Source organism: Elioraea thermophila (ex Habib et al. 2022), assembly GCF_003336755.1.
GTDB classification, from domain to species: domain Bacteria; phylum Pseudomonadota; class Alphaproteobacteria; order Acetobacterales; family Acetobacteraceae; genus Elioraea; species Elioraea thermophila.
On sequence record NZ_KZ851831.1, the window covers coordinates 161,691 to 188,624 of the forward strand.

Consider the following 26,934-nt stretch of genomic DNA (forward strand, 5'->3'; position numbering starts at 1 on the left):
ACCCGGCGCGGCGACGCAACCCTCTCAGCGAAGGGCACGCCAGGGCGGCGCGATCCAGGCCCGGGCCGCCACCCTCCGCCCTTCGCTGAGCACAGGCACCGTGACAAATCGGTAAAGACTGCCTTCGTAGACGTGCAGGCCGGCGAGCGTGCGGGGGGAAACCTCGGCGAGCAGGCCATGCACCACCGACCGCTCCTCCGGCACCAGGGTCGGGAAGGGCGTGCCGCGCAGCAGCGTCTTGCGCCAGCCCGGCAGCAGGGCCGGGCGCGCTTCGCGGACGAAACGATCCTCGCCCGCAACGCGCCGGGCCACCTCGGGGTCCATCAGCGTGCCGTAGAGGAAGATCCGCATCGCGAGGCTGTCCCGCGCCAAGCGTTCACCTTGTCGGCGATCGTCGAGGGCGACGCCACATGGCCGCTCGCCCTGCCGGCGTTCCAGCGGGCGACCACGCGTCCATCGTGCGGGTCGTGGCGCCTGTCGCCTCGCTTGCCTTCCACCGAATCACGCCCATTCCCGCCGGCTCCGCTCGAGTGCGGAACGCGCAGGCATGCGGCCCTCTCTCAGTGCCCGGCGTGCGCGCCGGAGAAGTCGGGTGCGGCAATCCCCGACAGGGCGAGTTGCTCGGCGAGCGCCTCCTTCAGCCGCTCGAGCCCCGCTTCGCCGGCGACCGACTCGGCGCGCGCGACCAGCACGGCCTGGGTGTTGGAAGCGCGCAGCAGCCACCAGCCGTCGGCCGTCTTCACCCGCACGCCGTCCACGTCGTCCACCTCCGCGCCGGCGGCCTTCAGCCGCTCCGCCACCTCGCGCACCACGGCGAACTTGCGCGCCTCGTCGCAATCGAAGCGGAGTTCGGGCGTGTTCAGCACGCGCGGCAGCGCCTTGCGCACGTCGGACAGTTTCACCCCGGCCCGCGCCAGGACGCCGAGCAGGCGCACCGCGGCGTAGAGTGCATCGTCGAAGCCGTACCAGCGGTCGGCGAAGAACACATGCCCCGACATCTCGCCGGCGAGCGGGGAGCCGGTCTCGGCCATCTTCGCCTTGATCAAGGAGTGGCCCGTCTTCCACATCAAGGGCCGCCCGCCGGCTTCGGCGATCGCATCGAACAGCACCTGCGAGGCTTTCACGTCCGAAATGATCGTTGCCCCGGGGTGAGTGGCGAGCACGTCGCGCGCCAGCACGAGCAGGATCTGGTCGCCGAACAGCACCTCGCCCTCGTCGTCAACCACGCCGATGCGATCGGCGTCACCATCGAAGGCGACCCCGAGGTCGGCCTTGGTCTCGCGCACCCGTGCGATCAGGTGCGTGAGGTTCTTCGGCACCGTCGGGTCCGGGTGGTGGTTGGGGAAGGTGCCGTCGATCTCGGGGAACAGGATCTCGTGCCGGCCGGGCAGCCGGGAGACGAGGCGCTTCAGCACCTCGCCCGCCGCCCCGTTGCCGTTGTCCCACACGACCGCGAGCGCCCGTTCGCCGCCGTCCCAGTCGCGCAGGATGCGTGCGACATAGTCCTCGGCGATGTCGACCTCCTCGACCGAGCCTTTCGCCTCCGGCACGACATCGCCGGTGGCCGCCATCCGCCCGAGCTCCTGGATCGCAGGGCCGAAGAAGGGCTTGTGCCCGAGCACCATCTTGAAGCCGTTGTAGTCGGGCGGGTTGTGGCTGCCCGTGACCTGGATCGCGCCGTCGGCCTCGCGGGCCCGATCGAGGTAGTAGAGCATCGGTGTGGGCCCCACCCCCATGCGCAGCACGCGGAGCCCCGAGGCGACGAGCCCTTGCACCAGCGCGCCCTCCAGCGCCGGGCCGGAGAGGCGTCCGTCGCGCCCGACGGCGACGGTGGCGCCCCCCTTGCGGGCGACGATGGAGCCGAAGACGCGGCCGATGGCATAGGCGTCCGCCTCGCCCAACGTACGGCCGACGATGCCGCGGATGTCGTACTCGCGCAACGTGGTGGGATCGAAACGATGCGTGAACGTCATGTCATCTCCCCCGCAAGAGCCGCACGCCTCACGGCCGGCCGATCGAAGTGTAACGGAACCCCGCCTCGCGCATCGCCGCGGGGTCGAAGATGTTGCGGAGATCGACCACCACCCGCCCGCGCATGGCCTGCGCGAGCCGTGCGGGCGGGATGGCGCGGAACTCGTTCCACTCGGTGATGACGACGAGCGCGTCGGCCCCCGTGGCGGCGTCGTAGGCGTCGCGGCAATAGACGACCTCCGGCGGCAGGAGCGGTCGCGCCTGTTCCATCCCCTCGGGGTCATAGGCGCGAATCGTCGCCCCCGCCTCGATCAGCCGCGGCACGATGGCGAGCGAGGGGGAATCGCGCATGTCGTCCGTCTCCGGCTTGAAGGTGAGCCCGAGGACCGCGATCGTGAGGCCGGCGACGGAGCCGCCGCAGGCCGCGATCACGCGCTCGCTCATCGCCGCCTTGCGCGCATCGTTCACCGCCACCACGGTCTCGACGATGCGCACGGGGCTGCCCGCGTCCTGTGCGGTGCGCACCAGCGCGAGCGTGTCCTTCGGGAAGCAGGAACCGCCGAAGCCAGGGCCAGGGTGGAGGAACTTGCGCCCGATCCGGCCGTCGAGCCCGATCCCCTTCGCCACGTCGTGCACGTCCGCCCCCACCTTCTCGCAGAGATCGGCGATCTCGTTGATGAAGGTGATCTTGGTGGCGAGGAAGGCGTTGGCGGCGTACTTGATGAGCTCGGCGGTCTCGAGGCCGGTGAAGACGATCGGGGTCTCGATCAGGTAGAGCGGGCGATAGAGTCGCTTCAGCACCGCCCGCGCGCGGTCGCTCTCGGTGCCGATCACCACGCGATCGGGCCGCATGAAGTCGCCGATCGCCGAGCCTTCGCGCAGGAACTCGGGATTGGAGGCGACCGCGATGTCGAGTTCGGGGCGAAGCTCCTTCGCGAGTGCGGCCACCTTGCGCCCCGTCCCCACCGGCACGGTCGATTTCGTCACCAGCACCGTCGGCCCCGTCAGCGCCTGGCAGACCTCGCGCGCGGCGGCGAAGACGTAAGAAAGGTCGGCATGGCCGTCGCCGCGGCGCGAGGGCGTGCCGACGGCGATGAACACCGCGTCCGCCTTGTTCACCGCCTCTGCCGTGTCGGTGGTGAAATGAAGACGCGCGTCCTCGACGTTGGACTTCACGAGCTCGTCGAGCCCCGGTTCGAAGATCGGGATGCGGCCTTGCTTCAGTGCCGCGATCTTGCGCTCGTCCTTGTCGACGACGCTGACGTCGATGCCGAACTCGGCGAAGCAGGCGCCGGAGACGAGGCCGACATAGCCCGCGCCGATCATCGCGATGTGCACCGAGGTCCCTCCTTCGCCCGGCCGGTCAGACGTATCGCCCGAGGAACGCGCGCACCTTGTCGGCGAGATCGGGCCGCTTCAGGGCGAAGGCGATCTGCGCCTCGAGGAAGCCCGCCTTGTCGCCGCAGTCGAACCGCCGCCCCTCACAGCGCAGGCCGTGGAAGGGTTGGCGGCCGATCAGCCGGGCCATCGCGTCCGTCAGCTGGATCTCGCCGCCCGCCCCGCGCTCGAAACGCGCGAGTTCGCCGATCACCTCGGGCAGCAGGATGTAGCGGCCGATGATGGAGAGCGTGGAGGGCGCCTCCTCGGGCTTCGGCTTCTCGACCAGGCCCGTGACCTCGACGAGGCGTCCATCGTCGTGTCCCACCTTGAGGATACCGTAGCGCGAGGTGTGTTCGCGCGGCACCTCCTCCACCGCAACCACGTTGCCGCCCGTCTGTTCGTAGACCTCGGCGAGCTGCTTCACCCAGGAGACGTCGGCCAGCACGAGGTCGTCGGGCAGCAGGATGGCGAAGGGGTCGTCGCCGACAAAGGCGCGCGCGCACCAGATAGCATGGCCGAGACCGAGCGGCACCTGCTGGCGCACGCTCATCACCGACCCGGGCGGCATCGAGGTGGTGGCGAGCAGGGCGAGCGCCTCGGTCTTCGATCGCTCGCGCAAGGTCGCCTCGAGTTCGTAGGCGACGTCGAAATGCTCGACGAGCGCGGTCTTGCCACGGCCGGTGACGAAGCAGAACTGCTCGATGCCGGCCGCCCGCGCCTCCTCCACCGCGTACTGGATCAGCGGCTTGTCGACGACGGGCAGCATCTCCTTGGCCAGCGCCTTGGTCGCGGGCAGGAAGCGCGTGCCGAGACCGGCGACCGGCAGGACGGCCTTCTTCAGGGGCTTGGGCAAGAGAAGCACCTCGCGCGGAACGGACCTGACAGGCGGGGCGACGATGGTCGGCCTCTGCCGACCGCCGCCGGGACGATCACCCGCCCACGGTCAACAAAACGTTGGCACGCGCGTTCCTGCCACAGCCGGCGCGGCGCGGGAAAGGGGGCAAGGGCGGTGCCGGGTGAGGGATTCGAACCCCCGGCCTTCGGTTTACAAAACCGCTGCACTACCGCTGTGCTAACCCGGCCTCGATCCTTCGCCGATTAGCCCCTGCCGCCGCTCCGCCGCAAGGCCGCCGTGCCCTTGCCCCATCAGGGGCGCCCTTCCGGGCGGCCTCCCCTCGTGCTAGCCCGCGCCTCCCATGCGTCACTTCCTCGACTTCGAACGCCCGATCGCCGAACTGGAAGGCAAGATCGAGGAACTCCGCCGCCTGCCGGAAGCGGCGGAGGTGGACATCGCGGAGGAGATCGCGACCCTCACCCAGAAGGTGGAGAAGCTGCTTGCGGCCACCTACGCCAAGCTCTCCCCGTGGCAGAAGACCCTGGTCGCCCGCCACCCCGCCCGCCCGCACGCCAAGCACTTCGTCGCCCGCCTGATCGCGGATTTCCTCCCGCTCGCCGGCGACCGCGCCTTCGCCGACGATCGCGCCATCCTCGCCGGGCTCGGGCGCTTCCGCGGCCGGGCGGTGGCGGTGCTGGGGACGGAGAAGGGCGACGACACGGAAGGGCGCGTGGCGCACAACTTCGGCATGAGCCGGCCCGAGGGCTACCGCAAGGCGCGCCGCGTGCTCGAGCTCGCCGGCCGCTTCGGGCTACCGGTGCTGACCTTCGTCGACACCCCCGGCGCCTATCCGGGCATCGATGCGGAGGCGCGCGGCCAGGCGGAGGCGATCGCGCGCTCCATCGAGGCCTGCCTGAACGCCCCCGTGCCCATCGTCGCCACCATCATCGGCGAAGGGGGCTCCGGGGGGGCGATCGCGCTCGCCGCCGCCGACCGCGTGCTGATGCTCGAACACGCGGTCTATTCGGTGATCAGCCCCGAGGGCTGCGCCTCCATCCTCTGGCGCGATGCCGCCCAGGCCGAGGCGGCGGCGGAGGCGATGAAGATGACGGCGGCCGACCTGAAGGCGCTCGGGCTGATCGACGCCATCGTGCCCGAGCCGCTGGGCGGGGCGCATCGCAACCCCGAGGCCGCGATCGATGCCGCCGGGGAGGCGATCGCCGCCGCCCTCGCCGACCTCGCCGGCAAGGGGGGTGCCGAGCTCGTCGCCGCGCGCGAGGAGAAGTTCCTCGCCATGGGGCGGCAGCCCGCCTCGGCCTGAGCGCGGGTGGGGCCGCGCCTCGCCTCGCTCCTGCTCTCGGCGCTCGGCGCCGCGCTCGCCGCGATCGAGGCGTTCCTGCTCTTCCGCCTGTTCGCCGACGTTTCCCTCGCCCCGCTCGTGGCCGGCTTCGCCGCGCTGCTGCCCGGGGCGGTGGTGCTCGCCGCGATGGTGCTCACGCAGATGGGGCTGAGGTTCGTCTCGGGGGCGATCGACCCCGCCTCGCGCGAGGATCCTCGCGCGCTGAAGCTCGGCCAGAGGGTGATCACCAATACGGTCGAGCAGACGCTGCTCTTCGCCCCCGCCCTCCTTGCCCTCGCCGTCCTCGAGGCTGCGCGTGCCGGCACGCTGGTCGCGCTCGGGCTCGTCTTCGCTCTCTCGCGCCTCCTGTTCTGGGCGGGCTACGCGATCCACCCCCTCGGCCGCGCCCCCGGCATGGGCGCCACCGCTACGGTCGTCCTCGGTACGCTCGCTTGGGCGCTGTGGGCTTGGCTAGGGCAGCTCTGACGCGCGCTCAGCCGGGCACGACGAGGGGGATGGTCGTCTCGGCATCCGCGACCGATACGGGGGTGAGACCGATCAGGTCGCCATCCGCCTGCACCGGCAAGCCGGCCGGGGCGGCGATCTCGAGCCGATGGGCGTGGCGGAAGGCGACCCCGCCCAACCGCGGCAGCAGGTTCAGCGGCAGCGCGAGCCCGGCCCGGATGGCGGCAAGCCGGCCGCGGCCGGGAAACAGGCAGGCGACGAAGCCCGGCGCATCGGCGCGCGCGTGCGGGGCGAGCAGGAGCCGCCCGCCGTAGAAGCGCCCCTTGGTGGCGATGACCTGCGCGACCTCCATCGCCTGCCCATCCAGGCGGAGGTCAAGGCGCGGGAAGGGCCAGGCGAAGATCTGCCGCACCGTCTCCAGCACGTAGGCGGCCTTGCCGAGGCGTCGCTTCAACCTCGCGTCCAGGGCCGCCACCACCGCCGAGTCGAGCCCGACCCCGACCATCTGCAGGGCGAGCCGTCCGGAGCCGTCGGCGAAGCGTGCGAGCAGGGGATGCAGCGGCCGCGTGCGGCCGGCGACGAGCGCCTCGGCGATCGCCTCTGGGCCGAAGGGCAGGCCCCATTCGTGCGCGATCACGTTCGCCGTGCCGAGCGGGATCACGCCGAGCGCGGCCCCCGACCCGGCAAGGCCGTTCGCCACCTCGGCGATGGTGCCGTCGCCCCCGGCAGCGACCACGAGGCGCTCGCCGTCCCGCACGGCCTCGCGGGCGAGCGCCTCGGCGTGACCGCGCCGGTCGGTTTCCGCGATCGTGACCGCGACCCCTCTCGCGACCAAGGCGCGGCGGACCACCTCGAGGCGGTGGCGGCGGCGCGCCCCAGCGGTCGGGTTGAAGATGATGTGAAGACGCGCGCGTGCGGTCGGCACCGCAGCCGAAGCCCTGAGAATATCCAAGGAGGGTGACACTCCGATGACGATGGAAAGGCCAATCGATTAAACGATGACGTTCGCTCTTTTCATGAAATGTTCATGGCAACTCGACCGGGAGATGCGTAGAGGGCCATAGGCCAACGCTGGCGAAGGACCGACTCGGGCATGAACGCCCCGCTGCAGATCCGCTCCTACCGCACCGTCTTCATCTCCGACCTGCATCTCGGCACGCGGGGCTGCCGGTCCGACTTCCTGCTCGACTTCCTTCGCCGCACCCGCTGCGAACACCTCTATCTGGTCGGCGACATCGTGGATGGCTGGCGGCTTCGTCGCTCCTGGTACTGGGACGAGACGCACGACGAGATCCTGCGCACCATCCTCGCCAAGGCGCGCGCGGGCACCCAGGTCACCTACATCCCCGGCAACCATGACGAGCTCTTTCGCGCCTGGATGCCGATGGACTTCGCCGGCATCCGCCTGCGCGGCTCGGCCGAGCACGTCACCGCCGACGGCCGCCGCCTGCTCGTGATGCATGGCGACGAGTTCGACTCGGTCGTCCGCTACGCCAAGTTCCTCGCCTTGCTCGGAGATTGGGCCTATACGACGGCCTTGGTGGTGAACCGCTGGTTCAACGCGATCCGCCGCCGCCTCGGCTACCCCTATTGGTCGCTCTCCGCCTGGCTCAAACTGCAGGTGAAGGAGGCGGTGAAGGCGATCGACCGCTTCGAGACCGCACTGGCGGCGGAAGCGCGCCGCCGGGGGTGCGATGGCGTCGTCTGCGGCCATATTCACCATGCCGCGATCCGCGAGGTCGACGGCGTCACCTACCTGAACGACGGGGACTGGGTTGAGAGCTGCACCGCCATCGTCGAGCACTTCGACGGCCGAATCGAACTCGTCGACTGGGCGGCGGAAAACCGGCTCTCGTTCTGGGAGGCTCCGCACCGCAGCGCTCAGCGTTCGCGCGCGGCTCAGGCGCAAGACGCGCGGGTCCCCGAAGCAGCCTGAGTGGCTTGACGCCGACGGCTTGCCGTTTTTCCAAGCCGACGGGCCCGTGCGGATCCTGATCGTGTCCGATGCCTGGACGCCGCAGGTGAACGGCGTGGTGCGCACCCTCACCACGGTCGCCGACGAACTGCGCGCCATGGGCCATACGGTCGAGGTGATCGGCCCCGATCGCTTCCGCACCATCCCCGCACCCACCGAGCCCTCCGTGCGCCTCGCCCTCTTTCCTGGCCGACGTTTGCGCCGCCTCGTCGACGACTTCCGGCCCGACGCCATCCACATCGCGACCGAAGGCCCGCTCGGCCTTGCCGCCCGCCGCCTCTGCCTCGCGCGGGGGTGGCCGTTCACCACCGCCTTCCACACCCGCTTCCCGGAGTACTTGCGCGCCCGCCTCGGCATCCCGGAGAGCCTGACGTGGCGGCTGATGCGCCGCTTCCACGCCCCTTCCGCCGCCGTGCTGGTCGCGACACCCTCGCTGCACCGGGAGCTCGCCACGCGCGGCTTCCGCAACGTCGCCGCCTGGACGCGCGGGGTCGATCTCGCCCTCTTCCGCCCACGCGAGGACCGCACGGGCTTCGGCCTGCCGCGCCCGGTGTTCCTCTACGTGGGGCGGGTGGCGGTGGAGAAGAACATCGAGGCCTTCCTCGCGCTCGACCTCCCGGGCTCGAAGGTGGTGGTGGGGGACGGGCCGGCACGGCCGTCGCTGGAGAAGCGGTTCCCCGCGGCGCATTGGTTGGGGGCCAAGTTCGGCGAGGAGCTCGCCCGCGCCTACGCGGAAGCGGACGTGTTCGTCTTCCCCTCGCGCACCGACACCTTCGGCCTCGTGCTCATCGAGGCCCTGGCCTGCGGCACGCCCGTGGCCGCCTATCCGGTGCCGGGCCCGCTGGATGTGATCGACGGCGCCCCGGTCGGCGTGCTCGATGAGGACCTAGGCCGGGCGGCGACGGCGGCGATCGCGCTCGATCGCGCCGCCTGTCGCGCCTATGCGGAGGGGTTCAGCTGGCGCCGCTGCGCCGAGATTCTGCTCGAACGCCTCGCCCCGATCCCACAGCCGGCGGCCCCGGATCAAGGTTTGCGCTTCGAACAGCCTTCGGCAGCGGCAGCAGACTGAGCACGGCGAGAGCGCGTTTGTCCTTTTCCGAGATGTCGTCGAAGAGTAAGAGCGCGTTGACCGCTCGCTCGATAGCCGACCGGGCTTCGGCCTCCGTGAATTTCCGGTGCGGATCATAGTCCGCCGCGTGGCGAGCGTGGCGCAATTCATCGAAGATGTCGACGAAGGTTTGAACCTTTTTAGGAAACTCTTTTAAGCGCTTCGTGCGGTCGTCTTGCGCGAAGGTTCCGTGCTGCAGCGCGCGGTACACCTGCGACCAGGCCCGCTCGAGCACGCCGTCCGACTTGAGCGCGAGCAGATCGGCATTCGACTTCGCGAGCGTGTGGAAGACCGCGTAGTAGGCCGTGCTGATGGCACGTCTTAGGTCGCTTTGCCGCGGGCGACCGGGCTCTGTGGGCAGAAGCCGCTTGGCCGTCTCGATCAGGCTCTCACCGAGAGAGGCCGGCACGGCTCAATCGGCCGCTTCTGCGACCTCGTCGTCGGGGAACCAGACGTGCACCAGCACGTCCGTGCCACTCTCCGCCAGCGCCTGCCGGATGGTGATGGGGAGCATGGCGATCGTCCGCGTGATCTCCGGTCTTTCGCCCTGCGGCAGCCGAACCGAGATGTTCAGGACCGGTTCCGCGACCTCGTCGTCGGTCACGTCCCAGTCAAGATCGAAAGGGGTTTGCCGGCCCTTGAATGCCTTGCTCAACTCTGCCTTCACGATCCGCTCGACGTCGGATCTCTTTCGCATGGCGGTCTCCCGGCCGTCGCGGCTCGGCGAGCTAGAACCGCTCACCGGCTGCCGTCTTGACAAGATTAACGGATCATAGCCTGTCGAGTCGGCCCGGAAAAGGCCGACCGTGAACCAGATCCCATGGCGCCGGGCTTTCGCCTGCGGTGCTGGGTAGCGGCCCATCGGCTCCGACGCAGTCCTTCTCCTCGGGTCCCCCCCTTTGTCCGATCCACGTCCCTCAACTCTCCGCGCCCGCCCGCGATGCTGAAGCGTCTCGCGCGCCACCCCGCGACCCTCGCCCTCGCCGCGCGCCTGCTCGCCGCGTGGCTCCGCCTCGTCCATCGCACCACGCGCTGGCGCACGGAGGGGCGCGAGCACGCCCGCGCCGTCTGGGCCGCGCGCAGCCCCGCCATCGGCGCCTTCTGGCACGAGCAGATCCCGCTCGCCCCCGCCCTCTGGACGCATCGCGAAGCGGGCGACCCCGACCCGGGGCCGATGCGCTGCGTGGTGCTGGTCAGCCGCCACCGCGACGGGCGGCTGATCGCCGACATCGCGCGGCGTCTCGGCGTGGACGCCACCTTCGGCTCCTCGACGCGCGGCGCGCTCGAGGGCTTTCGCGACCTCCTTCGCCTGCTCGAGGCCGGGCACACGGTGGCCATCACCCCCGATGGGCCGCGCGGGCCGCGCCGCCTGGCCCAGCCCGGGGTCGCCCGCCTCGCGCTCCTGTCGGGACGGCCGGTGGTTCCGCTCGGCGCAGCCGTCGCTCGCCGTCGCATGCTGCGGACCTGGGACCGCATGGCACTGCCCTTCCCCTTCTCACGCGGCGGGCTGGTCTATGGCGAGCCGATCACCCCTGGCGCGGACGAAACCGAAGAGGCGCTCCTCGCACGGATCAGCGCCGGCATGGATCGCGCCGCCGCCCGCGCCGAGGCACTCGCCCGAGGCGAGCGATGACCGCCGTCGCCACGATCTGGCGCCTCGCCGCTGCCGCCGCCGCTCCCGCCCTGCCGGCTTGGCTCGCGCTGCGCGCCGCGCGCGGCAAGGAGTTCCCCGCCCGCCTCGGGGAACGCCGCGGCAGGAGCACCCTCCCTCGCCCGCCGGGACCCTTGCTCTGGATCCACGCCGCCTCGGTGGGCGAAACCCAGTCCATCCTGCCGGTGCTGCCGCGTCTTCGCGACGGAAGTCCCGACCTTGCCGTGCTGCTCACCACCGCCACCGTCACCGCGGCACGGCTGATCCCGGCTCGCCTTGGCTTCGCCGCCGACCCCGCCCGCTCGGGCATCTTCCCGGGTGCGCCCTGGCTGATCCATCAGTTCGCGCCGCTCGACGTCCCGGCCTGGATCGCGCGCTTCCTCGACCACTGGCGGCCCGACGCGGCTGCCTTCGTGGAAAGCGAGCTGTGGCCGAACCTGCTTGCCGCCGTCGCCGCCCGCCGCATTCCAGCCGCGCTGATCAACGCCCGTCTCTCCCCCCGCTCGGCGGCGCGCTGGCGCCGCGCCGGCAGCCTCGCCACGCACTTGCTCGGCACCTTCTCCATCATCCTGCCGCAGTCGGCGGCGGACGCCGCCCGGCTGGCCGGGCTCGGCGCGCCGCCGCTCGCCCCCGCCGGCAACCTGAAATTCGCCGCCCCGCCCCTGCCGGTCGACGAGGCGGAACGCGCCCGACTTGCCGCCGTGCTCGGCTCGGCCCCCGTCTGGGTCGCCGCCTCGACCCATCCCGGCGAGGAGGAACGCGTGCTCGAGGCCCATGCGCTGGCGCGCCAGGCGCTGCCGGATCTCCGCCTCATCCTCGCCCCCCGCCACCCGGAACGCGGGGCGGGAGTGGCCGGTCTCGCGCACCGGCTGGGTTTTCCGGCAACGCGGCGGTCGGCCGGCGAAGGCCCTGTCGGCTCGGTCTGGGTCCTCGACACTTTGGGCGAACTCGGCCTCGCCTACCGGCTCGGGCTCGGCGCCTTCGTCGGCGGGTCGCTGGTGGCGAAGGGCGGGCAGAACCCGCTCGAGCCAGCCCGCCTCGGTCGGCCGGTCGCCCTCGGCCCCCACACCGAGCATTTCGCCGAGATCGCTGCAGGCCTCGTCTCCGCCGGAGCGGCGAGCCGCGTGCACACCCCCGGCGCGCTCGCCGACTGGGTCGTCCGCCTCGTCCGCGACCCCGCCTGGCGCGAGGCGGCGGGCAAGGCCGGCGCGGCCTTCGCTGCACCGCACCAGGGTGTCCTGGACCGCACCGTGCAGGCCCTGCTACGCCTCATCCCCCGGGAGACGAAAGGCTGACCTGAAAGACCGAGGCTCGATGCTGCGCGCACCCGAGTTCTGGCGGCCTGGCGGCGGCGGTCTGCCCGCCCTCCTCCTCTCGCCGTTTTCCGCCCTCTATGCCGGCGCCACGCGCCGGCGTGTGGCGCGCGAGGGCTGGAAGGCGCCGGTGCCGGTGATCTGCTGCGGCAACGTCACCGCCGGCGGGGCCGGCAAGACCACCGTCGCCATCGATCTCCTGATCCGTCTGCAGCGGCGCGGCATCGCCGCCCACGGCTTGCTGCGCGGCTATGGCGGGCGGCTGAAGGGCCCGGTGCCGGTCGATCCCGCCCGCCACACCGCCTACGACGTCGGCGACGAGGCGCTGCTCCTCGCCTCCGTCGCTCCGACCTGGGTGTCGGCCGATCGCGCGGCCGGCGCGCGCGAGGCGGTGGCGCGCGGGGCGGGGGCGATCGTCATGGATGACGGGCTGCAGAACCCGACGCTCGAGAAGACCCTCTCCTTCCTCGTCATCGACGGCAGTTTCGGCTTCGGCAACGGCCGCATCATCCCGGCCGGGCCCTTGCGCGAGCCGGTCTCCGCCGCCGCCGCACGGGTGCAGGCGGCGGTGCTGATCGGGCCGGACGAGACGGGGGCGCTCGAGGACCTTCCGCCCGACCTGCCCGTGCTGCGCGCCCGCCTCGTTCCCGGGCCGGAGGCGAAGGCGCTCGCCGGCCGCCCCGTGCTCGCCTTCGCCGGCATCGCCAACCCGCGCAAGTTCTTCGACACCCTCGCGGAAGCCGGCGCGATCCTGGTCGGGCGCGAAACCTTCGCCGACCACTATCCGTACGACGAGGACGACCTGCGCGCGATCCTCGCCGAGGCGGAGGCGCTGAAGGCCATCCCCGTCACCACCCGTAAGGACATCGTGCGCGTGCCGCCCGCCTTCCGCCATCGCGTGGCGGTGGTGAGCGTCGGGCTCGCTTGGGAGGATGAGGCGGCGCTGGCGGGGCTTCTCGACCCGCTGTTCGCGCGGGCAGCGCCCGATCCCCTTCCCCTGCCCGCGTGAGCCACACCTCGCCGTGGCTCCGCCTCCGCTGGCGGGCGGAGGCGCTTCTCGTCCGTGCCCTTTTCCGCCTCCTGCGGGCGCTTGGGCCCCGCCGCGCCTCCGACCTCGGCGGGCTGGTCGGACGCCTGCTCGGGCCTTGGCTCCCCGTCAGCCACGTGGCGCGGGTCAATCTGCGCCTTGCCTTCCCCGACCGCGACGAGGCCTGGCGCGCGGGCGTGCTGCGCGCGATGTGGGACAATCTCGGCCGGACGGCGGCGGAACTCGCCTGCCTGGAGGCGATCGTCGCCGACCCAGCGGCGGTCGAGGTGGCGGGGGTGGAGCATTTCGACGCCGCGGCGCGCGCGGGCGGGCCATGGATCCTGGTCTCCGGCCATTTCGCCAACTGGGAGATCGAACTGCCCATGGCGGCGCGGCGCGGCGTGATCCCGGGTGTGGTCTATCGCGCCATCGCCAACCCCCACCTCGATGCGCTGATCGCAGCGATCCGCACGCGCGCGATGGGCGGGCGGGCGGTGATGCTGCCCAAGGGCCCGGCCGGAGCGCGCGCCACCTTGGCCCACCTCAAGGCGGGCGGCGTGGTCGGCATGCTGGTCGACCAGAAGATGAACGACGGCATCGAGGCCCGCCTGTTCGGCTGCCCGGCGATGACCGCCCCGGCCGCCGCCCATCTCGCGCTCCGCTTCCGCTGCCCGCTCGTCCCCGCCCGCGCGGTGCGGCTCGGCCCCGCCCGGTTCCGGCTCGAGGTGCTCCCCCCCATCGCCCTGCCCGAGGGAGGGGATCGGCATGCGGCGGTGGCCGCGCTGACGCAGCGGCTGAACGACCTGATCGAGGCCTGGGCGCGGGAGCGCCCCGCCGAATGGCTCTGGGTGCACCGCCGCTTCGACAAGGCGCTCTACGCCCGGGGGCCTTGACGGGGGCGCACGGCGAAGGGAGAGGGCGGGGAAGATGACCCAGGACACCGCCGCCCTCCTCCTTCGCCTGGTCGAGGCGCTGGAGCGCCTCGCCCCGCCCCCGCCGCCCGTGCCGGAGCTCGCCCGCGCCGATGCCTATGTCTGGCACCCCGAGCGCGGGCGGCTGGCTCCCGTCACTGAGGTCGCCACCGTCCCCCTCGCCCTGCTCAAGGGCATCGAACGCCAGCGCGACCTGTTGCTCGAGAACACGCGACGTTTCGCGCGGGGGCTTCCCGCCAACAACGCGCTGCTGTGGGGGGCGCGCGGCATGGGCAAGTCCTCGCTCGTGAAGGCCGTGCACGCGCAGGTGAACGCGGAGACGCGGGAAGCGGGAGGGCTCGTGCTGGTCGAGATCCATCGCGAGGACATCCGCACCCTGCCCACCCTGATGGGCGCCTTGCGCGAAGCCCCCCGCCGTTGCCTCCTGTTCTGCGACGACCTGTCCTTCGACCCGGGCGAGACCGACTACAAGAGCCTGAAGGCGGTGCTCGAAGGGGGCGTGGAGGGCCGCCCGGCCAACGTGCTGTTCTATGCCACCTCCAACCGCCGCCACCTGCTTGCGCGCGAGGCGATCGAGAACGAACGCGCGGCGGCCTTCAATCCGGGCGACGCGGTGGAGGAGAAGGTGTCGCTGTCGGATCGTTTCGGGCTCTGGCTCGGCTTCCACCACTGCGACCAGCCGACCTATTTCGCCATGGTCGAGGCCTATGCGCAGGCCTTCGGCATTCCGGTCGATGCGGAGACCCTCAGACGCGAAGCCGCCGAGTGGTCGGTGACGCGCGGGTCACGGTCGGGCCGGGTCGCCTGGCAGTTCGTGCAGGACCTGGCGGGGCGGCACGGTATTCCGATCCCGTAACGCTACGTCTCGGGCCGCGGCGGGAGGGCGGTTTCGGGGTCGAGCGGGGTGCCGCGCCAGCCGATCTCGAAATGGAGATGCGGCCCCGTGACCCGCCCCGTCGCACCGACCGCGCCGATCGAAGCACCTTGCGCCACCCTTTGGCCGACGCGCGCATCGAGGCGCGAGAGGTGCATGTAGGTCGAACTCACGCCGTGGCCGTGGTCGAGCACGATCGTCCCGCCGGGGAAATAGAGGTCCGGTTCGGCGAGCCGCACGATCCCCGGACACGCGGCGGCGACGGGGGTGCCGGTCGGGGCGGCGATGTCGAGGCCGAGATGCGGCTGGCGGGGCTGGCCGTTGAGGATGCGGCGCGAGCCGAACACGCCGGAGATCCGTCCCGTCACCGGCCAGATGAAGCCTTCGGCGAAAAAGGGCTCGGGCGTGTCGTGCCCCGCCCGTGCCGCGCGGAGCATCTCCCGTTCGCGCGCGATCCGCTCGAGCACCTCGGGCGGCGGCGTCACCTGGGCGGGCGGCAGCCCGTCGATCCTCTGCTCGAGCCAAGCCCGCCGCGCGACGGCGAGCAGCCGCGTCTCGCGCGCCCCGGACGGATGGGTGATGTCGAGCCGGGCGGTGTCCTTCGCGTCGCGCCCGAAGCCGAAGGCGAAGATGCCGTCGCGGGAGACGCGCACGGGTGCCCCATCGAGCGCAAGCCGCGTGCCCGGGGCGGCGCGGCCGCGCAGGAAGGCGCCCTGTTCGAGCTTTCCTTCCACCACCACCGCGCGCGCGGGGCGAGCAAGAAGAAGGGCGGGGGCAGCGAGCAGGACGCGGCGACGCATCACAAGAGCCGCTCCTGGCGGGGCGTGGTCATCTCGCCGGGGGATCGTTTTGCGCCCGCCGCATCCGCGGTCGCCGCCACGGCACCGTCGGCGAACCTGAGCGCGAGCTTCTGCCCAGGGGCGACCTCAACCGCGCGCGTCACCGCATGTCCGGCGCGGTCCGTCACCAGCACGAAGCCGCGCTCCAACACCGCCTGGTAAGACACCGCGTCGAGACGGGGCGAGAGCGCGGCGAGCCGATCCTTCGCCCGTTCGAGGAGGCGCTCGACGCGGGCGGCGAGCCGTTGCGCGACGAGATCGAGCCTGGCACGGCGGGCGGCGATCGCCTCGCGCGGATGGGGAAGGCGGGCGGCAAGCCGAGCGAGCGCCACCTCCTTCGCCCGCACGAAGGCCGGCAAGGCCTGATCGAGCCGGGCGGAGCGATCGTCGAGCCGCTGCCGCGCCGCGGCGACCAGCGCGGGCAGGTCGGGGATGCGTGCCGCCGCCCGCTCGAGCCTCAGCCGCTTCTCCTTCAGGAGCCGGGCCAAGGCCGAAACGAGGCGCGCCCGCCTCTGTTCGAGATCGCGCACCAGGTCGAGCCGGACGGGCACCGCCATCTCGGCCGCCGCCGTCGGGGTGGGGGCCCGCCGGTCGGCCGCGAAGTCGATCAAGGTGGTGTCGGTCTCGTGCCCGACGGCGGAAATGAGCGGGATCGCGCTCTCCGCCGCCGCCCGCACCACCACCTCCTCGTTGAAGGCCATCAGGTCCTCGAGCGAACCCCCACCGCGGGCGACGATCAGCACGTCGGGGCGGGGGATCGGGCCGTCGGGCGCGAGCGCGTTGAAGCCGCGGATCGCGCGCGCCACCTGCTCTGCCGCCCCGGGCCCCTGCACGGCGACCGGCCAGAGGAGCACGCGGCGCGGGAAGCGGTCCTCGAGCCGGTGCAGGATGTCGCGGATCACCGCCCCTTCCGCCGAGGTGACGACGCCGATCACCTCCGGAATGAGCGGGAGTGGGCGCTTGCGCGCGGCCTCGAACAGCCCTTCCGCGGCGAGACGCTTCTTCAGCATCTCGATGCGCGCGAGCAGGGCGCCTTCGCCCGCATACTCGAGCCGTTCGATGACCAGCTGGTAGGTCGAGCGGTCGGCATAGGTGGTGAGCCGGCCCGTGGCGATCACCTCGACCCCGTTCTCGGGAACCAAGCCCAGCCGCGGCACGGCGGAACGCCAGATCACCGCCGCGAGCTTCGCCGTCTCGTCCTTCAGCGCGAGATAGACGTGGCCCGAGGAGTGGCGCTTGAGCTCGGTGATCTCGCCGCGCACGCGCACGCGCCCGAACGCGCCCTCCAGCGTGCGGCGGATCGCGGTGGAGAGCTCGCCCACCGTGAATTCCGGCACGTTCCGGCCGAGGGAGGGCTCCGAAGTGTCGAGCGGGGCGGCGTCTTGCATCGCGCCCCACTCTAGGCGAGGGGGAGGGCAGGGCGAAGCGCGGAGGAGGACAAGGGCGGTGAGGGTTCTGCTCGTGGGTTCCGGCGGGCGCGAACATGCGCTGGCTTGGGCGATCTCCGCCTCGCCGCTGCTCGAGACCCTCTGGTGCGCGCCGGGCAACCCGGGGATCGCCGAGCACGCGACCTGCGTGCCGATCCCCGCCACCGACATCGCGGGCCTGGTGCGCTTCGCGCGCGATCATGCCGTCGATCTCGTCGTGCCCGGGCCCGAGGCGCCGCTGGTGGCGGGATTGGCCGATGCCTGCGCGCGCGAGGGGATCGCCTGTTTCGGCCCCTCGGGGCCGGCGGCACGGCTCGAAGGCTCCAAGGCCTTCGCCAAGGAGGTGTGCCTCGCCGCCGGGGTGCCGACGGCGCGCGCCTCCGTGTTCGACGACGCCGAGGCGGCGATCGCTCATGTGCGGCGCGAGGGCGCGCCGATCGTGGTCAAGGCCGACGGACTCGCCGCCGGCAAGGGGGTGACGGTGGCGGCGACGGTGGAGGAAGGAATCGCCGCCGTCGAGGCGGCGATGCGCGCGCGTGTGCACGGCGAAGCGGGCGCGCGGATCCTCATCGAGGAGTGTCTCGCCGGCGAGGAGGTCTCGTTCTTCGCCCTCTGCGACGGCACGCATGCGGTCGCCTTCGGCTCGGCGCAGGACCACAAGCGCGTGGGCGAAGGCGAGACCGGGCCGAACACCGGGGGCATGGGGGCCTATTCTCCGACCCCCCGCTTCGATAGGGAGGCGGAACGACGCGCGATCGAGACGATCGTGACCCCCGTGCTCGCCGAGATGAAACGCCGCGGTTCGCCCTTCGTCGGCGTGCTGTTCTGCGGACTGATGCTGACCGACACAGGGCCGAAGGTGCTCGAGTTCAACGTCCGCTTCGGCGACCCCGAATGCCAGGTGCTGATGCTGCGGCTGATGGACGATCTCCTGGTGGCGATGCGGGCGGCCTGCGACGGCATGCTCGATCGCTTCTCCGTCCGTCTCGGGCCGGAAGCCGCCCTCGGCGTGGTGCTCGCCGCCCGCGGCTACCCGGGCACGCCGGAGGGGGGAACGGAGATCCGCGGCATCGAGCAGGCCGCCGCCCTGCCGGGTGTCACCATCTTCCACGCCGGCACGCGGCGCGAGGGCAATCGGCTCCTCGCCGCCGGCGGGCGTGTGCTGACCGTGTGCGCGACGGGGGCGGATCTCGCCGAAGCGCGCTCCCGCGCCTACGCCGCGGTCGATCGCATCGACTGGGCGGGAGGCTTCTGCCGCCGCGACATCGGCTGGCGGGCACTCTCCCGCTGAGGCTTCCGTCCGGCCGATCCCGCTGGCACAGTCGCTGCCCGACGGCGCGCGGAAGAAGCGCCGCGACCAACGGGAGGAGTCGCATGCCCACGAGACGGTCCCTGCTCGCCCTCGCCACGGGCGCGCTCGCCGCCCCGGCGATCGCGCAAGTCCGCTTTCCGGAACGGCCCGTGCGCGTGATCTGCCCCTGGCCGGCCGGCGGGACGACCGATCTGCAGATGCGCGCGCTGTGCGAGGCGGCGGCGAAGGAACTGGGCCAGCCGGTGGTGGTGGAGAACAGGCCCGGCGCCTCGGGCACGCTGGGCGCGCTCGCGCTGAAACAGGCCCCGCCCGACGGCTACCTGCTCAGCCAGATGCCGATCTCGGTGTTCCGCTTCCCCTTCATGACGGAGCGCCCGGCCTGGGATCCGCTGCGCGACTTCACCTGGATCGCGCACATCACCGGCTACCTGTTCGGCATCGTGGTGCGCGCCGACAGCCCCTTCCGCACGCTCGCCGACATGATCGCCTGGGCGAAGGCAAACCCGGGTCGCCTCACTTACGGCACGCCCGGTGCCGGCACCTCGCTGCACATCACCATGGAGCAGCTCGCCGAAGCAGCCGGGGTGGAGTTCCTGCACGTGCCCTTCCGCGGCTGGGCCGACAATTCCGCCGCCCTGCTCGCCGGCACGGTGATGGTCTCGGCCGACAGTTCGGGCTGGGCACCGCTCGTGCAGGAAGGGCGGCTCAGGCTCCTCGCCACCTGGGGCGCGCAGAGGGCGAAACGCTTCCCCGACGTGCCCACCCTGCGCGAGCAGGGCTACGACATCGTCTCCATCTCGCCCTACGGCATCGCGGGGCCTGCCGGCATGGACCCGGCCGTGGTGCGGATCCTGGAGCGCGCCTTCCTCGCCGCCATGGACGAGCCCGCGCATCGCGCCGCCCTCGAGCGCTTCGACATGGAGCCGATGCCGCTCGACCACGCCGCCTACACGGCGGAGGTCGCGCGCATGGTGGAGCGCGAGGGCGCGATGGTGCGCCGCCTCGGCCTCAGGCTCTGAGCCTGCGCTTAGCGCCGCGCGGCGAAGAAGTCCCGCAGCAGCGCCGCCGCCTCGCGCTCCATCACCCCGCCGACGATCTCCGGGCGATGGTGTGTGGTGGGGAGGCTGAAGATGCGCGCCCCGTGCTCCACCCCACCCCCTTTCGGATCGTAGGCGCCGAAGACGAGGCGGCGGATGCGGAAGAGCGCGATCGCTGCCGCGCACATCGCGCAGGGTTCGAGGGTGACGAAGAGGTCGCAGTCGGCAAGCCGGGGTTCTCCTCGCTTCGCCGCCGCTTCGCGCAACGCCAGGAGTTCCGCATGGGCGGTCGGGTCGGCGAGTTCCTCCACCCGGTTGCCGGCACGGGCGAGCACCATGCCTTGCGCGTCCGTCACCACCGCGCCCACCGGCACCTCGCCGCGCGCGGCGGCTTCCCGCGCCTCCGCAAGGGCAATCTGCATGGGGGAGAAGCCGGGCGTCATCCGCGCTACATCCCTCCCGCAATGCGAAGGCGCAAGCGATGAAGCGGGCGGGGGAAGGCGAGGGCGAGCGGGTCGCGAAATGGCTCGCGCATGCGGGTGTCGCCTCGCGCCGCGAGGCGGAGCGGCTGATCGCGGAAGGGCGGGTGGCGGTGAACGGCCGACGGCTTGCCGACCCCGCCGTGCTGATCGAACCGGGCGACGTCGTGCTGGTGGACGGCGTTCCCGTCGCTCCGCCGGGACGGCCGCGCCTCTTTCGCTACCACAAGCCGCGCGGCCTCCTCGTCACCGCGCGCGACCCGCAAGGACGGCCGACGATCTTCGACCGTCTGCCGCCCGAACTGCCGCGCGTGGTTTCGGTCGGGCGGCTCGACATGGACAGCGAGGGGCTTCTCCTGCTTACGACGGACGGGGAGCTCGCCCGCCGGCTCGAACACCCCGAGAACGGCTGGGTGCGACGCTACCGCGTGCGCGTGCACGGCCACCCGGACGAGCGAAAACTCGCCACCTTGCGCGAAGGCATCGTGATCGACGGCATGCGCTACGGTCCGATCGAGGCCGGGCTCGACGCGCTCAAGGGCGCGAACGCGTGGCTGACGGTGTCGTTGCGGGAAGGCAAGAACCGCGAGGTGCGGCGCGTGCTCGACCACCTCGGCTACCCGGTGCTGCGACTCATTCGTGTCGCCTTCGGTCCGTTCCAGCTGGGCGACCTGCCAAGGGGGGCGGTGGCCGAGGTGCCGGCCAAGGTGATGCGCGAGCAGCTTGGCCCGGACGTGCTTGCCACATCGCGGCGCCGCCGCGCGCCGGCGGGGACGGGGGCTGGCGGGTGAGGGTCATCGGCGGGGCGTTGCGCGGCCGTCGCCTGGTGGCGCCGGAGGGGCTCGCCACGCGCCCGACCTCGGATCGCGCGCGCCAGACCCTGTTCGACGTGCTGCTGCACGCGCCCTGGGGCGGGCGGGCGCTGCTGGAGGGGGCGCGCGTGCTCGATGCTTTCGCGGGCACGGGCGCGCTCGCCATCGAGGCGCTGTCGCGCGGGGCGGCGGAGGCGGTGCTGTTCGAGACGGATGCGCGCGCGATCGCGGCGATCCGGCGCAACCTCGCCGCCTGCGGCCTCGCCGCGCGGGCGCGCGTGCTGCGGGCGGATGCGACGCGGCCGCCGGCGGCGGATCGCCCGGCGCGGCTTGTCTTCCTCGACCCGCCCTACGGAGCGGGGCTCGTCGAACGCGCGGTGCCGGCACTCGCTTCGGCCGGATGGATTGCGCCCGGAACGGTGCTGGTGGTCGAGACGGCGGACGAGGAGGCGGTGCTCCTCGAGGGCTTCGCGCCGCTCGACGACCGCCGGGTCGGGCGCGCACGGCTGCGCGTGTTGCGGGCGACAACAGGCGCGACGGTGGCCTGATCTTAGGACCCGACGCGGATGCCTTGGCCGCGGCGAAGGGCTTCGATGGCGGCGCGATCCTGAGGCTCCACCCGGTAGTGGCCGTGCTGCGGCTGACGCGCGTGGCAGAGCTTGCACAGCACGCGAAGATTGGTCGGGTGGTTGTCGCTCTTCACGCCGTTGACGTGGTGGACGTCGAGCAGGCGCTTCTGCGCCTCGGGCACGCGTACGCCGCAGGCGGCACAACGAAAGGCGGCACGTTTCAGGGCCGCGTCTCGGATTTGCGGCCAATCGGGCGGATAGTCGTCAGGCCCATCCGTGTCGCGGCGCTTGGGCTGCCTCGAGAAGGTGGGCGAATACCGTTCGAGAAACTTCTCGCGCGAGAAGCCGCGCCAGATCTCCATCTTCGATTTGCGGGCCCGCCCCGAGGTGTAGCCTTCCCAGTCCAAGGCCTGAAGACAATGGCGACAGACCCGCAGATCGAGCTCGGCCTCGTGGATCGTCCCCGCCGCACCGTCGCGCAGGAACACGCGCAAAGGCCCGCGGGCGCGATTGGTGACGACATAGCGCTCGAAACGCTTCTGTCGGCGCATGTTCTCGAGTGTCTGGCAATCGGCAACATGAAAGCGCGTATAGGCTTCGGGGTCCTCGACCGCCTCTGCCACGCTGTCGTGGCGCAGCGGGACGTCGCGGATGTAGAGAAAGACCGGTTCGCCCTGATACCGAAGGACACCGTCGCGCGAGGGGGGATCGAGCTCCTCGATGCCGATCTCGCGGTCGATCGTCCTCCAGGGACGAGCGGCGACATCGAGCGAGAACGGCACAGGCTTCAGCCCGAGCCGGTCGAGCAGCGCATCGAGCTCGCGATAGGTGGGCTTCAGCCTCATCGCCCCGCCTCCGCCCGCTCCATCTCCTCGAGCACCGTCAGCACGCGCTCGCGCGCGCGGGTGGCGATGCGGAACTCCACACGGCGCGACCGGTCGCGGTCCTCCGCCCCGTCCGCCCGACGCCACAGCCGCGAGGAGGAGAGCCCATTCGCCGTCACCGTGCGCGTGAGCCACTCGCGCCGGTCGGGCTCGAGCGCCTGCCTCAGCCAGAAATCCAGCACGCTGCGCGTGCGCTCCTGGGAGAGGGCCATGTTGCGGAAGAAGGCCTCGGTCGCGCTCGTCGCCCCCGCCCATTCGGAAGAGGTGTGTCCCTCGATGCGCACCTCCTCGATGTGGTCGCGATACCGCCAGAGGATGGCGGTGTAGCGCGGCAGGAAATCGGCCAAGATGCGGCGGAACTCGGGGGAGAGCTCGGCCGCGCCGGCCGCGAACAGCACGTCCGGGGCGCGGAAGCGGATGGTGAGGATGGGCCGGTCGAGCTCGGCGTTCCACCGACGCCAGTCGTGGCGGAACTCCTCCTCCAGCGCATCGAGCAGGGCATCCTCGGCCTCGCGGAAGGCGACCACGATCTGCCGCACGCGCGCCTGTTCCGTCTCGACCCGTTTCGCGGTGGCTTCGGCCTCCTCGCGTGCTTCGAGAAGCGGGTTGAGGAAGACGACGGCGATGAACAGGAACAGCACCATCAGCCCGGACATCAGGTCGGCGATGGTGAGCCCGCTCTCGTCCTCCTCCCGCCTCTTGCGCGAGGTGGGCGACGCGCTCATCGCACGGCCGCCCCGGCGCGGCCCTGCGCGGCCTGGGCAGCCCGGCGCAGTTCATCAATCGCCTGCGAGAAGTCCTGGGCGAAGGCGTTGGTGACCGCGGCGAGGCGTCCGCCGAGCGCCTCGAGCGCGCGGGTGAGCTCCTGTTGGAGGGCTTTGTCGAGTTCCTGGAACGTCTTGTTGATGGCGTCGTTCACGCCGCGCTGCGTGGCTTGGAGTTCCGCGTTGATCCGCTCGAGCTGGGCGCGCGCGGCGGTCTCGATCTGGTTCGTCGCGCGGCCCAGAAGCTCCCGGCTCTGCGTCTCGAAGGTTTCGAGCAGGCTCTGCTGCCGCTCGGCAAGGCTGCGCGTCGCCTCCTCGATCCTTCGCCCGGCGTTTACCACCGCGTCGTCCATGCGCTGGGCGGTGGCGTCGACGAGCTCCGCCGCCTTGCCGGTCCGTTCGACGATCGTGCGCAGGCTCGCCTCGATCTGCGGCAACGCCTCCCCGGCCCGCCGGCCTGTCTCGGCGAAGCCGTCGAGGCCGGCGGCGATCTCGCGCCGGAGCGCCTCGAGCGCGCCGAGGCTCTGCTCCACCCGCTCGGCCGCCGCAACGAGGGCCTTCGCCTCCTCCGCGGTGCGCGCAAGCGATTCGGCGGAAGCGCGGGCGGCGTCCGCCGCGGCGCGGTAGTGGGCAACGAGCTCCTCGAGCTGGACACGGTAACGGTCCTGCCATTCCAGCAGCTTGCCCACCGCCTCGTTCAGGCGGGCGAAGTTCTGGCCGAACTGCTCGCTGATCTTGCTGTTGAAGTCCTTGATCGCCTCCTCGAGAGCGGCGATGAGCGCCTTGGTGGCGCTTTCGGCGAGGCTTTTCGCGATGCCGTCGAGGGCGGCGAGGGTGCGCGCCGCCTGCTCGCGGCTCTCGTCGCGCAGGGCGCGGAGCTGATTGACGAGGCTCGTATCGGCCTCGCCGACGATCGCACCGCGCAACGACCGCGTCTCGGCGACGAGCTCATTCCGAAACCGATCCTGTCCTTCGGCGAGACTGCGGCCGACCCGTTCGATTGCCGCGACGACGTCAGCGAGATCCGCAGCTTCGGCGGCGACCTCCCGGCGCGGGATGACAATGGCCGACAGTCGCACGAAGAGCGCAGCGCCGAGCCCAAGCACGGAGGTGAGGAAGGCGGTCTTCATGCCCTCGAGCAGCATCGGCACGCCGCGCTGGATGGAGGCGGCCGAGGAGACGTCGAAGGCGATCAGCGCGACGAAGATTCCCGCGAAGGTACCAAGCAGGCCAAGGCCGGTGAGGAACGCCGGCGCCTGGTCGGCGAACCGACGCAAGGCGCCGCGTCCGGCAAGGCCGATCAGGGCGAGGAGGAAGGCGCCGCCGATGGCGGCGAGGAAGGATTGGTTGATCGGGGTCTGCGCCGCCGCGGCGATGGCGGGGATGAGGTCCGACACGGTGCGCTCTGCCCTCGAGCGGATGCGGGACGCTTCAGGGGCCACAAAAGAGAATGGACGAGCTGTCTCTCGATGCTTGTCATTTGTCACCGTGATCATCAAGAGAAATTGTGCCTTGATACGACCGATACTGATCGTTCCTCGCGTCTTGCGTCAATTTCTGGCGTGTTCCCCCGTTTCGGTCATCGGTACGGCAGATCAACCCCTCGTTCACCAGTCGCGCGCTACGCGGGCGCCATGGATGAGAGCACGAGCTTCGACGTGATGCTCTGGGTGCCTGTCCGTCGCCGCAACGGGCGGGTGGGTCGGTGGTTCCTGGTCGGCATGCACCGCGACGAGACCGAGGGGCTCCGCCAGTTCCTCGCCGTTGCCGACGAGTTCCGGAGCCGCCGGGCCGTCATCCTCCTGGTCCGTTCCGTCCTCGACCGCACGACCGGGCGGTTCCGCGACCGCATCTTGCGCAGCACCGGTCCCGCGCCGTTGATCGACCGGCGGGAGATGGAGCAGCTGGATCCGTCCGCCCGCAGAAGTCTCGCCGCTCGCATGGCGCGGCGGGACACCGAGTCGGCGGACGAGCCGCTCCTTCGCCTGCCCGGCGCGATCAGCCGGCCGTCCCGGCCGTCCTATCGCCTCTATGGCTACCTTGTGGCAGCGCTCGGCCTCGCCGCCGCCGTCGCCCTGGCCACCCTGCCGCGCTGACCGACCTCGAAGCCAGCCGGGTACGTCAGGGGCGCGCCTCCTCCGGGATCGCGTAAGTGATGGTCAGGTGCGCGACCTGAACCTCCTCAGGCAGGCGCAGCACGTCGGCGAGCATCGTCGCGAGCCGGCGGCCCGCGCGCAGCACCCGGCAGTCGCAGGCGAGATCACTGAGGCCTGCTGGGCGGAGAAAGGAGACGTTGAGATTCGCGGTGACGGCGAGGGGAACCGACCCGATCACGGACAAGAGCGCCACCCAGGCCGAAACGTCGCCCAAGGCCATGATGGCCGGGCCCGACACCGAGGGGCCGGGACGCACCGTCGCGGGGTCAAACGGCATCACCACCCGGCAGCGCCCGCGCGCGTAATCCGCCAACACGAGCCGACCGTCGCCGAACCCCGCGCCGGGAAACTCGCGGGCGAGGAAGGCAAGCATCGCCTCACGGTCGAGGGCCGGTTCCCCTGCCCCGGTCATCACGCCGCCTCGGCCAGCGCCGCCTCCACCGCCTCGCCGAGCCGCGTCACGATCAGGTCGAGCTCGTCCTCGGTCACCGTGAACGGGGGCGCGAGCGTGACGTGATCGCCAAGACGGCCGTCGATGGTGCCTCCCATCGGGTAGACGAGGAGCCCGCGCGCGAAGGCGGCGCGCTTGATTCGCGCGTGCAGGGCAAGCGACGGGTCGAAGGGCGCCTTGCGCGCGCGGTCGGCCACCAGCTCGAGCGACCAGAACAGGCCCCGCCCCCGGATGTCGCCGACATGGGGGTGGTTGCCGAATCGTTCCACGAGACGCGCCTCGAGCGCGCGACCCATCGCGGCCGAGCGTGCGACCAGCCCCTCGTCGCGGATGACCCGTTGCACGGCGAGGGCCGCCGCGCAGGCGACCGGGTGCGCGACATAGGTCTGGCCGTGCGCGAAGGCGCCCGAGCCGGCCGCGATCGCCTCCACGATGCGGCGATGCACGAGCATCGCGCCGACCGGCTGAACCCCTGCCCCCAACCCCTTCGCCACCACCAGGATGTCGGGTGCGACACCCTCCTCCAGGCAGGCGTGCAGGACGCCGCAGCGACCGAGGCCGCACATCACCTCGTCGAGGATGAGCAGCACGCCGTGGCGGTCGCAGATTTCGCGGATGCGCCGGAAATACCCGGGCACGGGCGGCACCGACCCGGCGGTCGCACCCACCACCGTCTCGGCCAGGAAGGCGGCCACCGTGCCGGGCGGATGGCGCAGGATCTCCGCCTCCAGGCTCGCCGCCGCCCGCGCCCCGTACTCCTCCTCCGTCTCATCATCGCGGCGGAAGCGATAGGCGAAGCAAGCCTCGACCAGGCTCGCGGGGATCAGGATCGGGTCGTAGAGGGCGCGGCGGGCGAGGTTGCCGCCGACGGCCAGCGCGCCGAGGGTGGCGCCGTGGTAGCTCTGCCGCCGGGCGATGAAGCGCGCTCGCGCCGGCTCGCCGATCTCGACGAAGTATTGGCGGGCGATCTTCAGCGCCGCCTCGATCGCCTCCGACCCGCCCGAGACGATGTAGGCGTGCGACAGCCCCTCCGGCGCGCCGTCGAGGAGCACGTCCGCCAGCTCCTCCGCCGCCGCGCAGGAGAAGAACGATGTGTGGACGTAATCGAGACGGGCGAGCTGGTCGCGCACCGCCGCGAGCACCGCCGGATGGCCGTGGCCGAGGCAGGAGACGGCCGCCCCCCCGCAGGCATCGGCATAGCGCCGGCCGTCGCGATCGATCAGCCACAGCCCCTCGCCGCGGACCGCGATCGGCGGATCGGCACGGAAGGAGCGATGGATGAGACGCGACCGTCGCCGCCCTGTCATCGCCGCTTCGTTTACGCCGCTCGCCGA

29 protein-coding genes and 1 tRNA gene are annotated in these 26,934 nt (G+C 71.8%); 14 read left to right on the top strand and 16 right to left on the bottom strand.

The window, feature by feature from the left end:
• Positions 1–24: 24 nt before the first annotated feature.
• The 5 genes from DWB05_RS00710 to DWB05_RS00730 form a co-directional block, all read right to left on the bottom strand.
• A complete protein-coding gene (locus tag DWB05_RS00710) occupies positions 25–372 on the bottom strand; it encodes a gamma-glutamylcyclotransferase family protein (RefSeq protein ID WP_114373977.1) in 348 nt (115 codons plus the stop codon).
• Positions 373–560: 188 nt separating this feature from the next.
• A complete protein-coding gene (gene pgmG / locus DWB05_RS00715; protein ID WP_114373980.1) occupies positions 561–1,973 on the bottom strand; it encodes a phosphoglucomutase/phosphomannomutase PgmG in 1,413 nt (470 codons plus the stop codon).
• 28 nt (positions 1,974–2,001) lie between these two features.
• A complete protein-coding gene (locus tag DWB05_RS00720; protein WP_114373983.1) occupies positions 2,002–3,309 on the bottom strand; it encodes a UDP-glucose dehydrogenase family protein in 1,308 nt (435 codons plus the stop codon).
• Between the two features lie 25 nt (positions 3,310–3,334).
• Complete coding sequence (gene galU / locus DWB05_RS00725; RefSeq protein WP_114374228.1) at positions 3,335–4,204, bottom strand: UTP--glucose-1-phosphate uridylyltransferase GalU; 870 nt, start codon at positions 4,202–4,204, stop codon at positions 3,335–3,337.
• Positions 4,205–4,361: 157 nt separating this feature from the next.
• Positions 4,362–4,433 (bottom strand) — tRNA-Thr (locus DWB05_RS00730).
• Between the two features lie 114 nt (positions 4,434–4,547).
• Here DWB05_RS00730 and DWB05_RS00735 point away from each other — a divergent pair.
• Both DWB05_RS00735 and DWB05_RS00740 read left to right on the top strand, forming a co-directional pair.
• Positions 4,548–5,507 carry an acetyl-CoA carboxylase carboxyltransferase subunit alpha gene (locus tag DWB05_RS00735; protein WP_114373986.1) on the top strand — a complete coding sequence of 320 codons (960 nt, stop codon included), beginning with the start codon at positions 4,548–4,550 and terminating at the stop codon, positions 5,505–5,507.
• A gap of 6 nt (positions 5,508–5,513) precedes the next feature.
• Entirely contained in the window at positions 5,514–6,011 is a 498-nt protein-coding gene (locus tag DWB05_RS00740; RefSeq protein WP_114373989.1) for an MAPEG family protein, read from the top strand.
• Positions 6,012–6,018: 7 nt separating this feature from the next.
• On the opposite strand, the gene DWB05_RS00745 is transcribed toward DWB05_RS00740, so the two are convergent.
• Entirely contained in the window at positions 6,019–6,915 is an 897-nt protein-coding gene (locus DWB05_RS00745; RefSeq protein WP_157967014.1) for a diacylglycerol/lipid kinase family protein, read from the bottom strand.
• Between the two features lie 168 nt (positions 6,916–7,083).
• Between DWB05_RS00745 and DWB05_RS00750 the strand changes: the two genes are divergently transcribed.
• Both DWB05_RS00750 and DWB05_RS00755 read left to right on the top strand, forming a co-directional pair.
• Positions 7,084–7,926 carry a UDP-2,3-diacylglucosamine diphosphatase gene (locus DWB05_RS00750; RefSeq protein ID WP_114373992.1) on the top strand — a complete coding sequence of 281 codons (843 nt, stop codon included), beginning with the start codon at positions 7,084–7,086 and terminating at the stop codon, positions 7,924–7,926.
• A gap of 46 nt (positions 7,927–7,972) precedes the next feature.
• The gene (locus DWB05_RS00755) at positions 7,973–9,034 is read left to right on the top strand and encodes a glycosyltransferase family 4 protein (protein ID WP_114374231.1); all 1,062 of its coding nucleotides are present in this window, start codon (positions 7,973–7,975) and stop codon (positions 9,032–9,034) included.
• Here the strand turns inward: DWB05_RS00755 and DWB05_RS14530 are convergent.
• Together DWB05_RS14530 and DWB05_RS14535 are read right to left on the bottom strand one after the other, a co-directional pair.
• The gene (locus tag DWB05_RS14530) at positions 8,919–9,482 is read right to left on the bottom strand and encodes a hypothetical protein (protein ID WP_157967015.1); all 564 of its coding nucleotides are present in this window, start codon (positions 9,480–9,482) and stop codon (positions 8,919–8,921) included. The genes DWB05_RS00755 and DWB05_RS14530 overlap by 116 nt on opposite strands.
• A 3-nt stretch (positions 9,483–9,485) precedes the next feature.
• On the bottom strand, positions 9,486–9,935 hold the full coding sequence (locus DWB05_RS14535) for a hypothetical protein (RefSeq protein ID WP_157967016.1): 450 nt from the start codon (positions 9,933–9,935) through the stop codon (positions 9,486–9,488).
• 78 nt (positions 9,936–10,013) lie between these two features.
• On the opposite strand from DWB05_RS14535, the gene DWB05_RS00765 reads away from it, so the two are divergent.
• The 5 genes from DWB05_RS00765 to DWB05_RS00785 are packed head-to-tail and all read left to right on the top strand — an operon-like array spanning position 10,014 to position 14,852.
• Positions 10,014–10,706 carry a lysophospholipid acyltransferase family protein gene (locus DWB05_RS00765; RefSeq protein WP_157967017.1) on the top strand — a complete coding sequence of 231 codons (693 nt, stop codon included), beginning with the start codon at positions 10,014–10,016 and terminating at the stop codon, positions 10,704–10,706.
• Positions 10,703–12,019, top strand: coding sequence for a 3-deoxy-D-manno-octulosonic acid transferase (locus DWB05_RS00770; protein ID WP_114373998.1), 1,317 nt, complete (start codon positions 10,703–10,705; stop codon positions 12,017–12,019). The genes DWB05_RS00765 and DWB05_RS00770 overlap by 4 nt, the downstream gene beginning before the upstream one ends.
• A gap of 22 nt (positions 12,020–12,041) precedes the next feature.
• On the top strand, positions 12,042–13,046 hold the full coding sequence (gene lpxK / locus DWB05_RS00775) for a tetraacyldisaccharide 4'-kinase (RefSeq protein ID WP_198669021.1): 1,005 nt from the start codon (positions 12,042–12,044) through the stop codon (positions 13,044–13,046).
• Positions 13,043–13,957 (top strand): LpxL/LpxP family acyltransferase, encoded by a 915-nt coding sequence (locus tag DWB05_RS00780; RefSeq protein ID WP_114374002.1) that lies wholly within the window; start codon positions 13,043–13,045, stop codon positions 13,955–13,957. Before lpxK ends, DWB05_RS00780 begins: the two co-directional genes overlap by 4 nt.
• Positions 13,958–13,991: 34 nt before the next feature.
• Entirely contained in the window at positions 13,992–14,852 is an 861-nt protein-coding gene (locus DWB05_RS00785; RefSeq protein WP_114374004.1) for an ATP-binding protein, read from the top strand.
• A 2-nt stretch (positions 14,853–14,854) separates the two neighbouring features.
• Here the strand turns inward: DWB05_RS00785 and DWB05_RS00790 are convergent, their stop codons facing one another.
• Together DWB05_RS00790 and xseA are read right to left on the bottom strand one after the other, a co-directional pair.
• Positions 14,855–15,670, bottom strand: a complete 816-nt coding sequence (locus tag DWB05_RS00790) for a M23 family metallopeptidase (protein WP_232818334.1) — start codon at positions 15,668–15,670, stop codon at positions 14,855–14,857.
• Complete coding sequence (gene xseA / locus DWB05_RS00795) at positions 15,670–17,097, bottom strand: exodeoxyribonuclease VII large subunit (RefSeq protein ID WP_114374008.1); 1,428 nt, start codon at positions 17,095–17,097, stop codon at positions 15,670–15,672. The genes DWB05_RS00790 and xseA overlap by 1 nt, the downstream gene beginning before the upstream one ends.
• Positions 17,098–17,155: 58 nt before the next feature.
• On the opposite strand from xseA, the gene purD reads away from it, so the two are divergent.
• Positions 17,156–18,427, top strand: coding sequence for a phosphoribosylamine--glycine ligase (purD, locus tag DWB05_RS00800; RefSeq protein ID WP_114374011.1), 1,272 nt, complete (start codon positions 17,156–17,158; stop codon positions 18,425–18,427).
• Between the two features lie 83 nt (positions 18,428–18,510).
• Positions 18,511–19,467, top strand: a complete 957-nt coding sequence (locus DWB05_RS00805) for a tripartite tricarboxylate transporter substrate binding protein (RefSeq protein ID WP_114374013.1) — start codon at positions 18,511–18,513, stop codon at positions 19,465–19,467.
• Between the two features lie 8 nt (positions 19,468–19,475).
• Here the strand turns inward: DWB05_RS00805 and DWB05_RS00810 are convergent, their stop codons facing one another.
• Positions 19,476–19,907, bottom strand: coding sequence for a nucleoside deaminase (locus DWB05_RS00810; RefSeq protein WP_114374233.1), 432 nt, complete (start codon positions 19,905–19,907; stop codon positions 19,476–19,478).
• A 59-nt stretch (positions 19,908–19,966) separates the two neighbouring features.
• Between DWB05_RS00810 and DWB05_RS14945 the strand changes: the two genes are divergently transcribed.
• Positions 19,967–20,755 (top strand): pseudouridine synthase, encoded by a 789-nt coding sequence (locus tag DWB05_RS14945; RefSeq protein WP_114374015.1) that lies wholly within the window; start codon positions 19,967–19,969, stop codon positions 20,753–20,755.
• Positions 20,752–21,324 carry a 16S rRNA (guanine(966)-N(2))-methyltransferase RsmD gene (rsmD, locus tag DWB05_RS14950; protein ID WP_114374017.1) on the top strand — a complete coding sequence of 191 codons (573 nt, stop codon included), beginning with the start codon at positions 20,752–20,754 and terminating at the stop codon, positions 21,322–21,324. The genes DWB05_RS14945 and rsmD overlap by 4 nt, the downstream gene beginning before the upstream one ends.
• A 2-nt stretch (positions 21,325–21,326) precedes the next feature.
• Here rsmD and DWB05_RS00825 read toward each other — a convergent pair whose 3' ends face one another.
• The 3 genes from DWB05_RS00825 to DWB05_RS00835 are packed head-to-tail and all read right to left on the bottom strand — an operon-like array spanning position 21,327 to position 24,390.
• A complete protein-coding gene (locus DWB05_RS00825) occupies positions 21,327–22,190 on the bottom strand; it encodes an HNH endonuclease (protein WP_114374019.1) in 864 nt (287 codons plus the stop codon).
• Entirely contained in the window at positions 22,187–22,954 is a 768-nt protein-coding gene (locus DWB05_RS00830) for an OmpA/MotB family protein (protein ID WP_114374021.1), read from the bottom strand. Before DWB05_RS00830 ends, DWB05_RS00825 begins: the two co-directional genes overlap by 4 nt.
• Positions 22,951–24,390: a coiled-coil domain-containing protein gene (locus DWB05_RS00835; RefSeq protein ID WP_114374024.1), complete on the bottom strand. Its 1,440-nt coding sequence runs from the start codon at positions 24,388–24,390 to the stop codon at positions 22,951–22,953. Before DWB05_RS00835 ends, DWB05_RS00830 begins: the two co-directional genes overlap by 4 nt.
• Before the next feature lie 237 nt (positions 24,391–24,627).
• Here DWB05_RS00835 and DWB05_RS00840 point away from each other — a divergent pair, with 237 nt between their 5' ends.
• On the top strand, positions 24,628–25,089 hold the full coding sequence (locus tag DWB05_RS00840; RefSeq protein ID WP_114374026.1) for a hypothetical protein: 462 nt from the start codon (positions 24,628–24,630) through the stop codon (positions 25,087–25,089).
• 25 nt (positions 25,090–25,114) lie between these two features.
• On the opposite strand, the gene DWB05_RS00845 is transcribed toward DWB05_RS00840, so the two are convergent.
• Both DWB05_RS00845 and DWB05_RS00850 read right to left on the bottom strand, forming a co-directional pair.
• Positions 25,115–25,561 (bottom strand): PaaI family thioesterase, encoded by a 447-nt coding sequence (locus DWB05_RS00845; RefSeq protein WP_114374028.1) that lies wholly within the window; start codon positions 25,559–25,561, stop codon positions 25,115–25,117.
• Positions 25,561–26,907, bottom strand: a complete 1,347-nt coding sequence (locus DWB05_RS00850) for an aspartate aminotransferase family protein (RefSeq protein ID WP_114374030.1) — start codon at positions 26,905–26,907, stop codon at positions 25,561–25,563. The genes DWB05_RS00845 and DWB05_RS00850 overlap by 1 nt, the downstream gene beginning before the upstream one ends.
• Between the last annotated feature and the right edge of the window lie 27 nt (positions 26,908–26,934).

Bases quoted from the DNA above. Each gene is read 5' to 3' on its own strand.
- pgmG (WP_114373980.1), bottom strand. From the start codon at position 1,973: ATGACGTTCACGCATCGTTTCGATCCCACCACGTTGCGCGAGTACGAC.
- DWB05_RS00735 (WP_114373986.1), top strand. From the start codon at position 4,548: ATGCGTCACTTCCTCGACTTCGAACGCCCGATCGCCGAACTGGAAGGC.
- DWB05_RS00750 (WP_114373992.1), top strand. From the start codon at position 7,084: ATGAACGCCCCGCTGCAGATCCGCTCCTACCGCACCGTCTTCATCTCC.
- DWB05_RS14535 (WP_157967016.1), bottom strand. From the start codon at position 9,935: ATGGGCCGCTACCCAGCACCGCAGGCGAAAGCCCGGCGCCATGGGATC.
- DWB05_RS00765 (WP_157967017.1), top strand. From the start codon at position 10,014: ATGCTGAAGCGTCTCGCGCGCCACCCCGCGACCCTCGCCCTCGCCGCG.
- DWB05_RS00770 (WP_114373998.1), top strand. From the start codon at position 10,703: ATGACCGCCGTCGCCACGATCTGGCGCCTCGCCGCTGCCGCCGCCGCT.
- DWB05_RS00785 (WP_114374004.1), top strand. From the start codon at position 13,992: ATGACCCAGGACACCGCCGCCCTCCTCCTTCGCCTGGTCGAGGCGCTG.
- DWB05_RS00790 (WP_232818334.1), bottom strand. From the start codon at position 15,670: ATGCGTCGCCGCGTCCTGCTCGCTGCCCCCGCCCTTCTTCTTGCTCGC.
- xseA (WP_114374008.1), bottom strand. From the start codon at position 17,097: ATGCAAGACGCCGCCCCGCTCGACACTTCGGAGCCCTCCCTCGGCCGG.
- DWB05_RS00805 (WP_114374013.1), top strand. From the start codon at position 18,511: ATGCCCACGAGACGGTCCCTGCTCGCCCTCGCCACGGGCGCGCTCGCC.
- DWB05_RS00810 (WP_114374233.1), bottom strand. From the start codon at position 19,907: ATGCAGATTGCCCTTGCGGAGGCGCGGGAAGCCGCCGCGCGCGGCGAG.
- DWB05_RS14945 (WP_114374015.1), top strand. From the start codon at position 19,967: ATGAAGCGGGCGGGGGAAGGCGAGGGCGAGCGGGTCGCGAAATGGCTC.
- DWB05_RS00825 (WP_114374019.1), bottom strand. From the start codon at position 22,190: ATGAGGCTGAAGCCCACCTATCGCGAGCTCGATGCGCTGCTCGACCGG.
- DWB05_RS00830 (WP_114374021.1), bottom strand. From the start codon at position 22,954: ATGAGCGCGTCGCCCACCTCGCGCAAGAGGCGGGAGGAGGACGAGAGC.
- DWB05_RS00840 (WP_114374026.1), top strand. From the start codon at position 24,628: ATGGATGAGAGCACGAGCTTCGACGTGATGCTCTGGGTGCCTGTCCGT.
- DWB05_RS00845 (WP_114374028.1), bottom strand. From the start codon at position 25,561: ATGACCGGGGCAGGGGAACCGGCCCTCGACCGTGAGGCGATGCTTGCC.
- DWB05_RS00850 (WP_114374030.1), bottom strand. From the start codon at position 26,907: ATGACAGGGCGGCGACGGTCGCGTCTCATCCATCGCTCCTTCCGTGCC.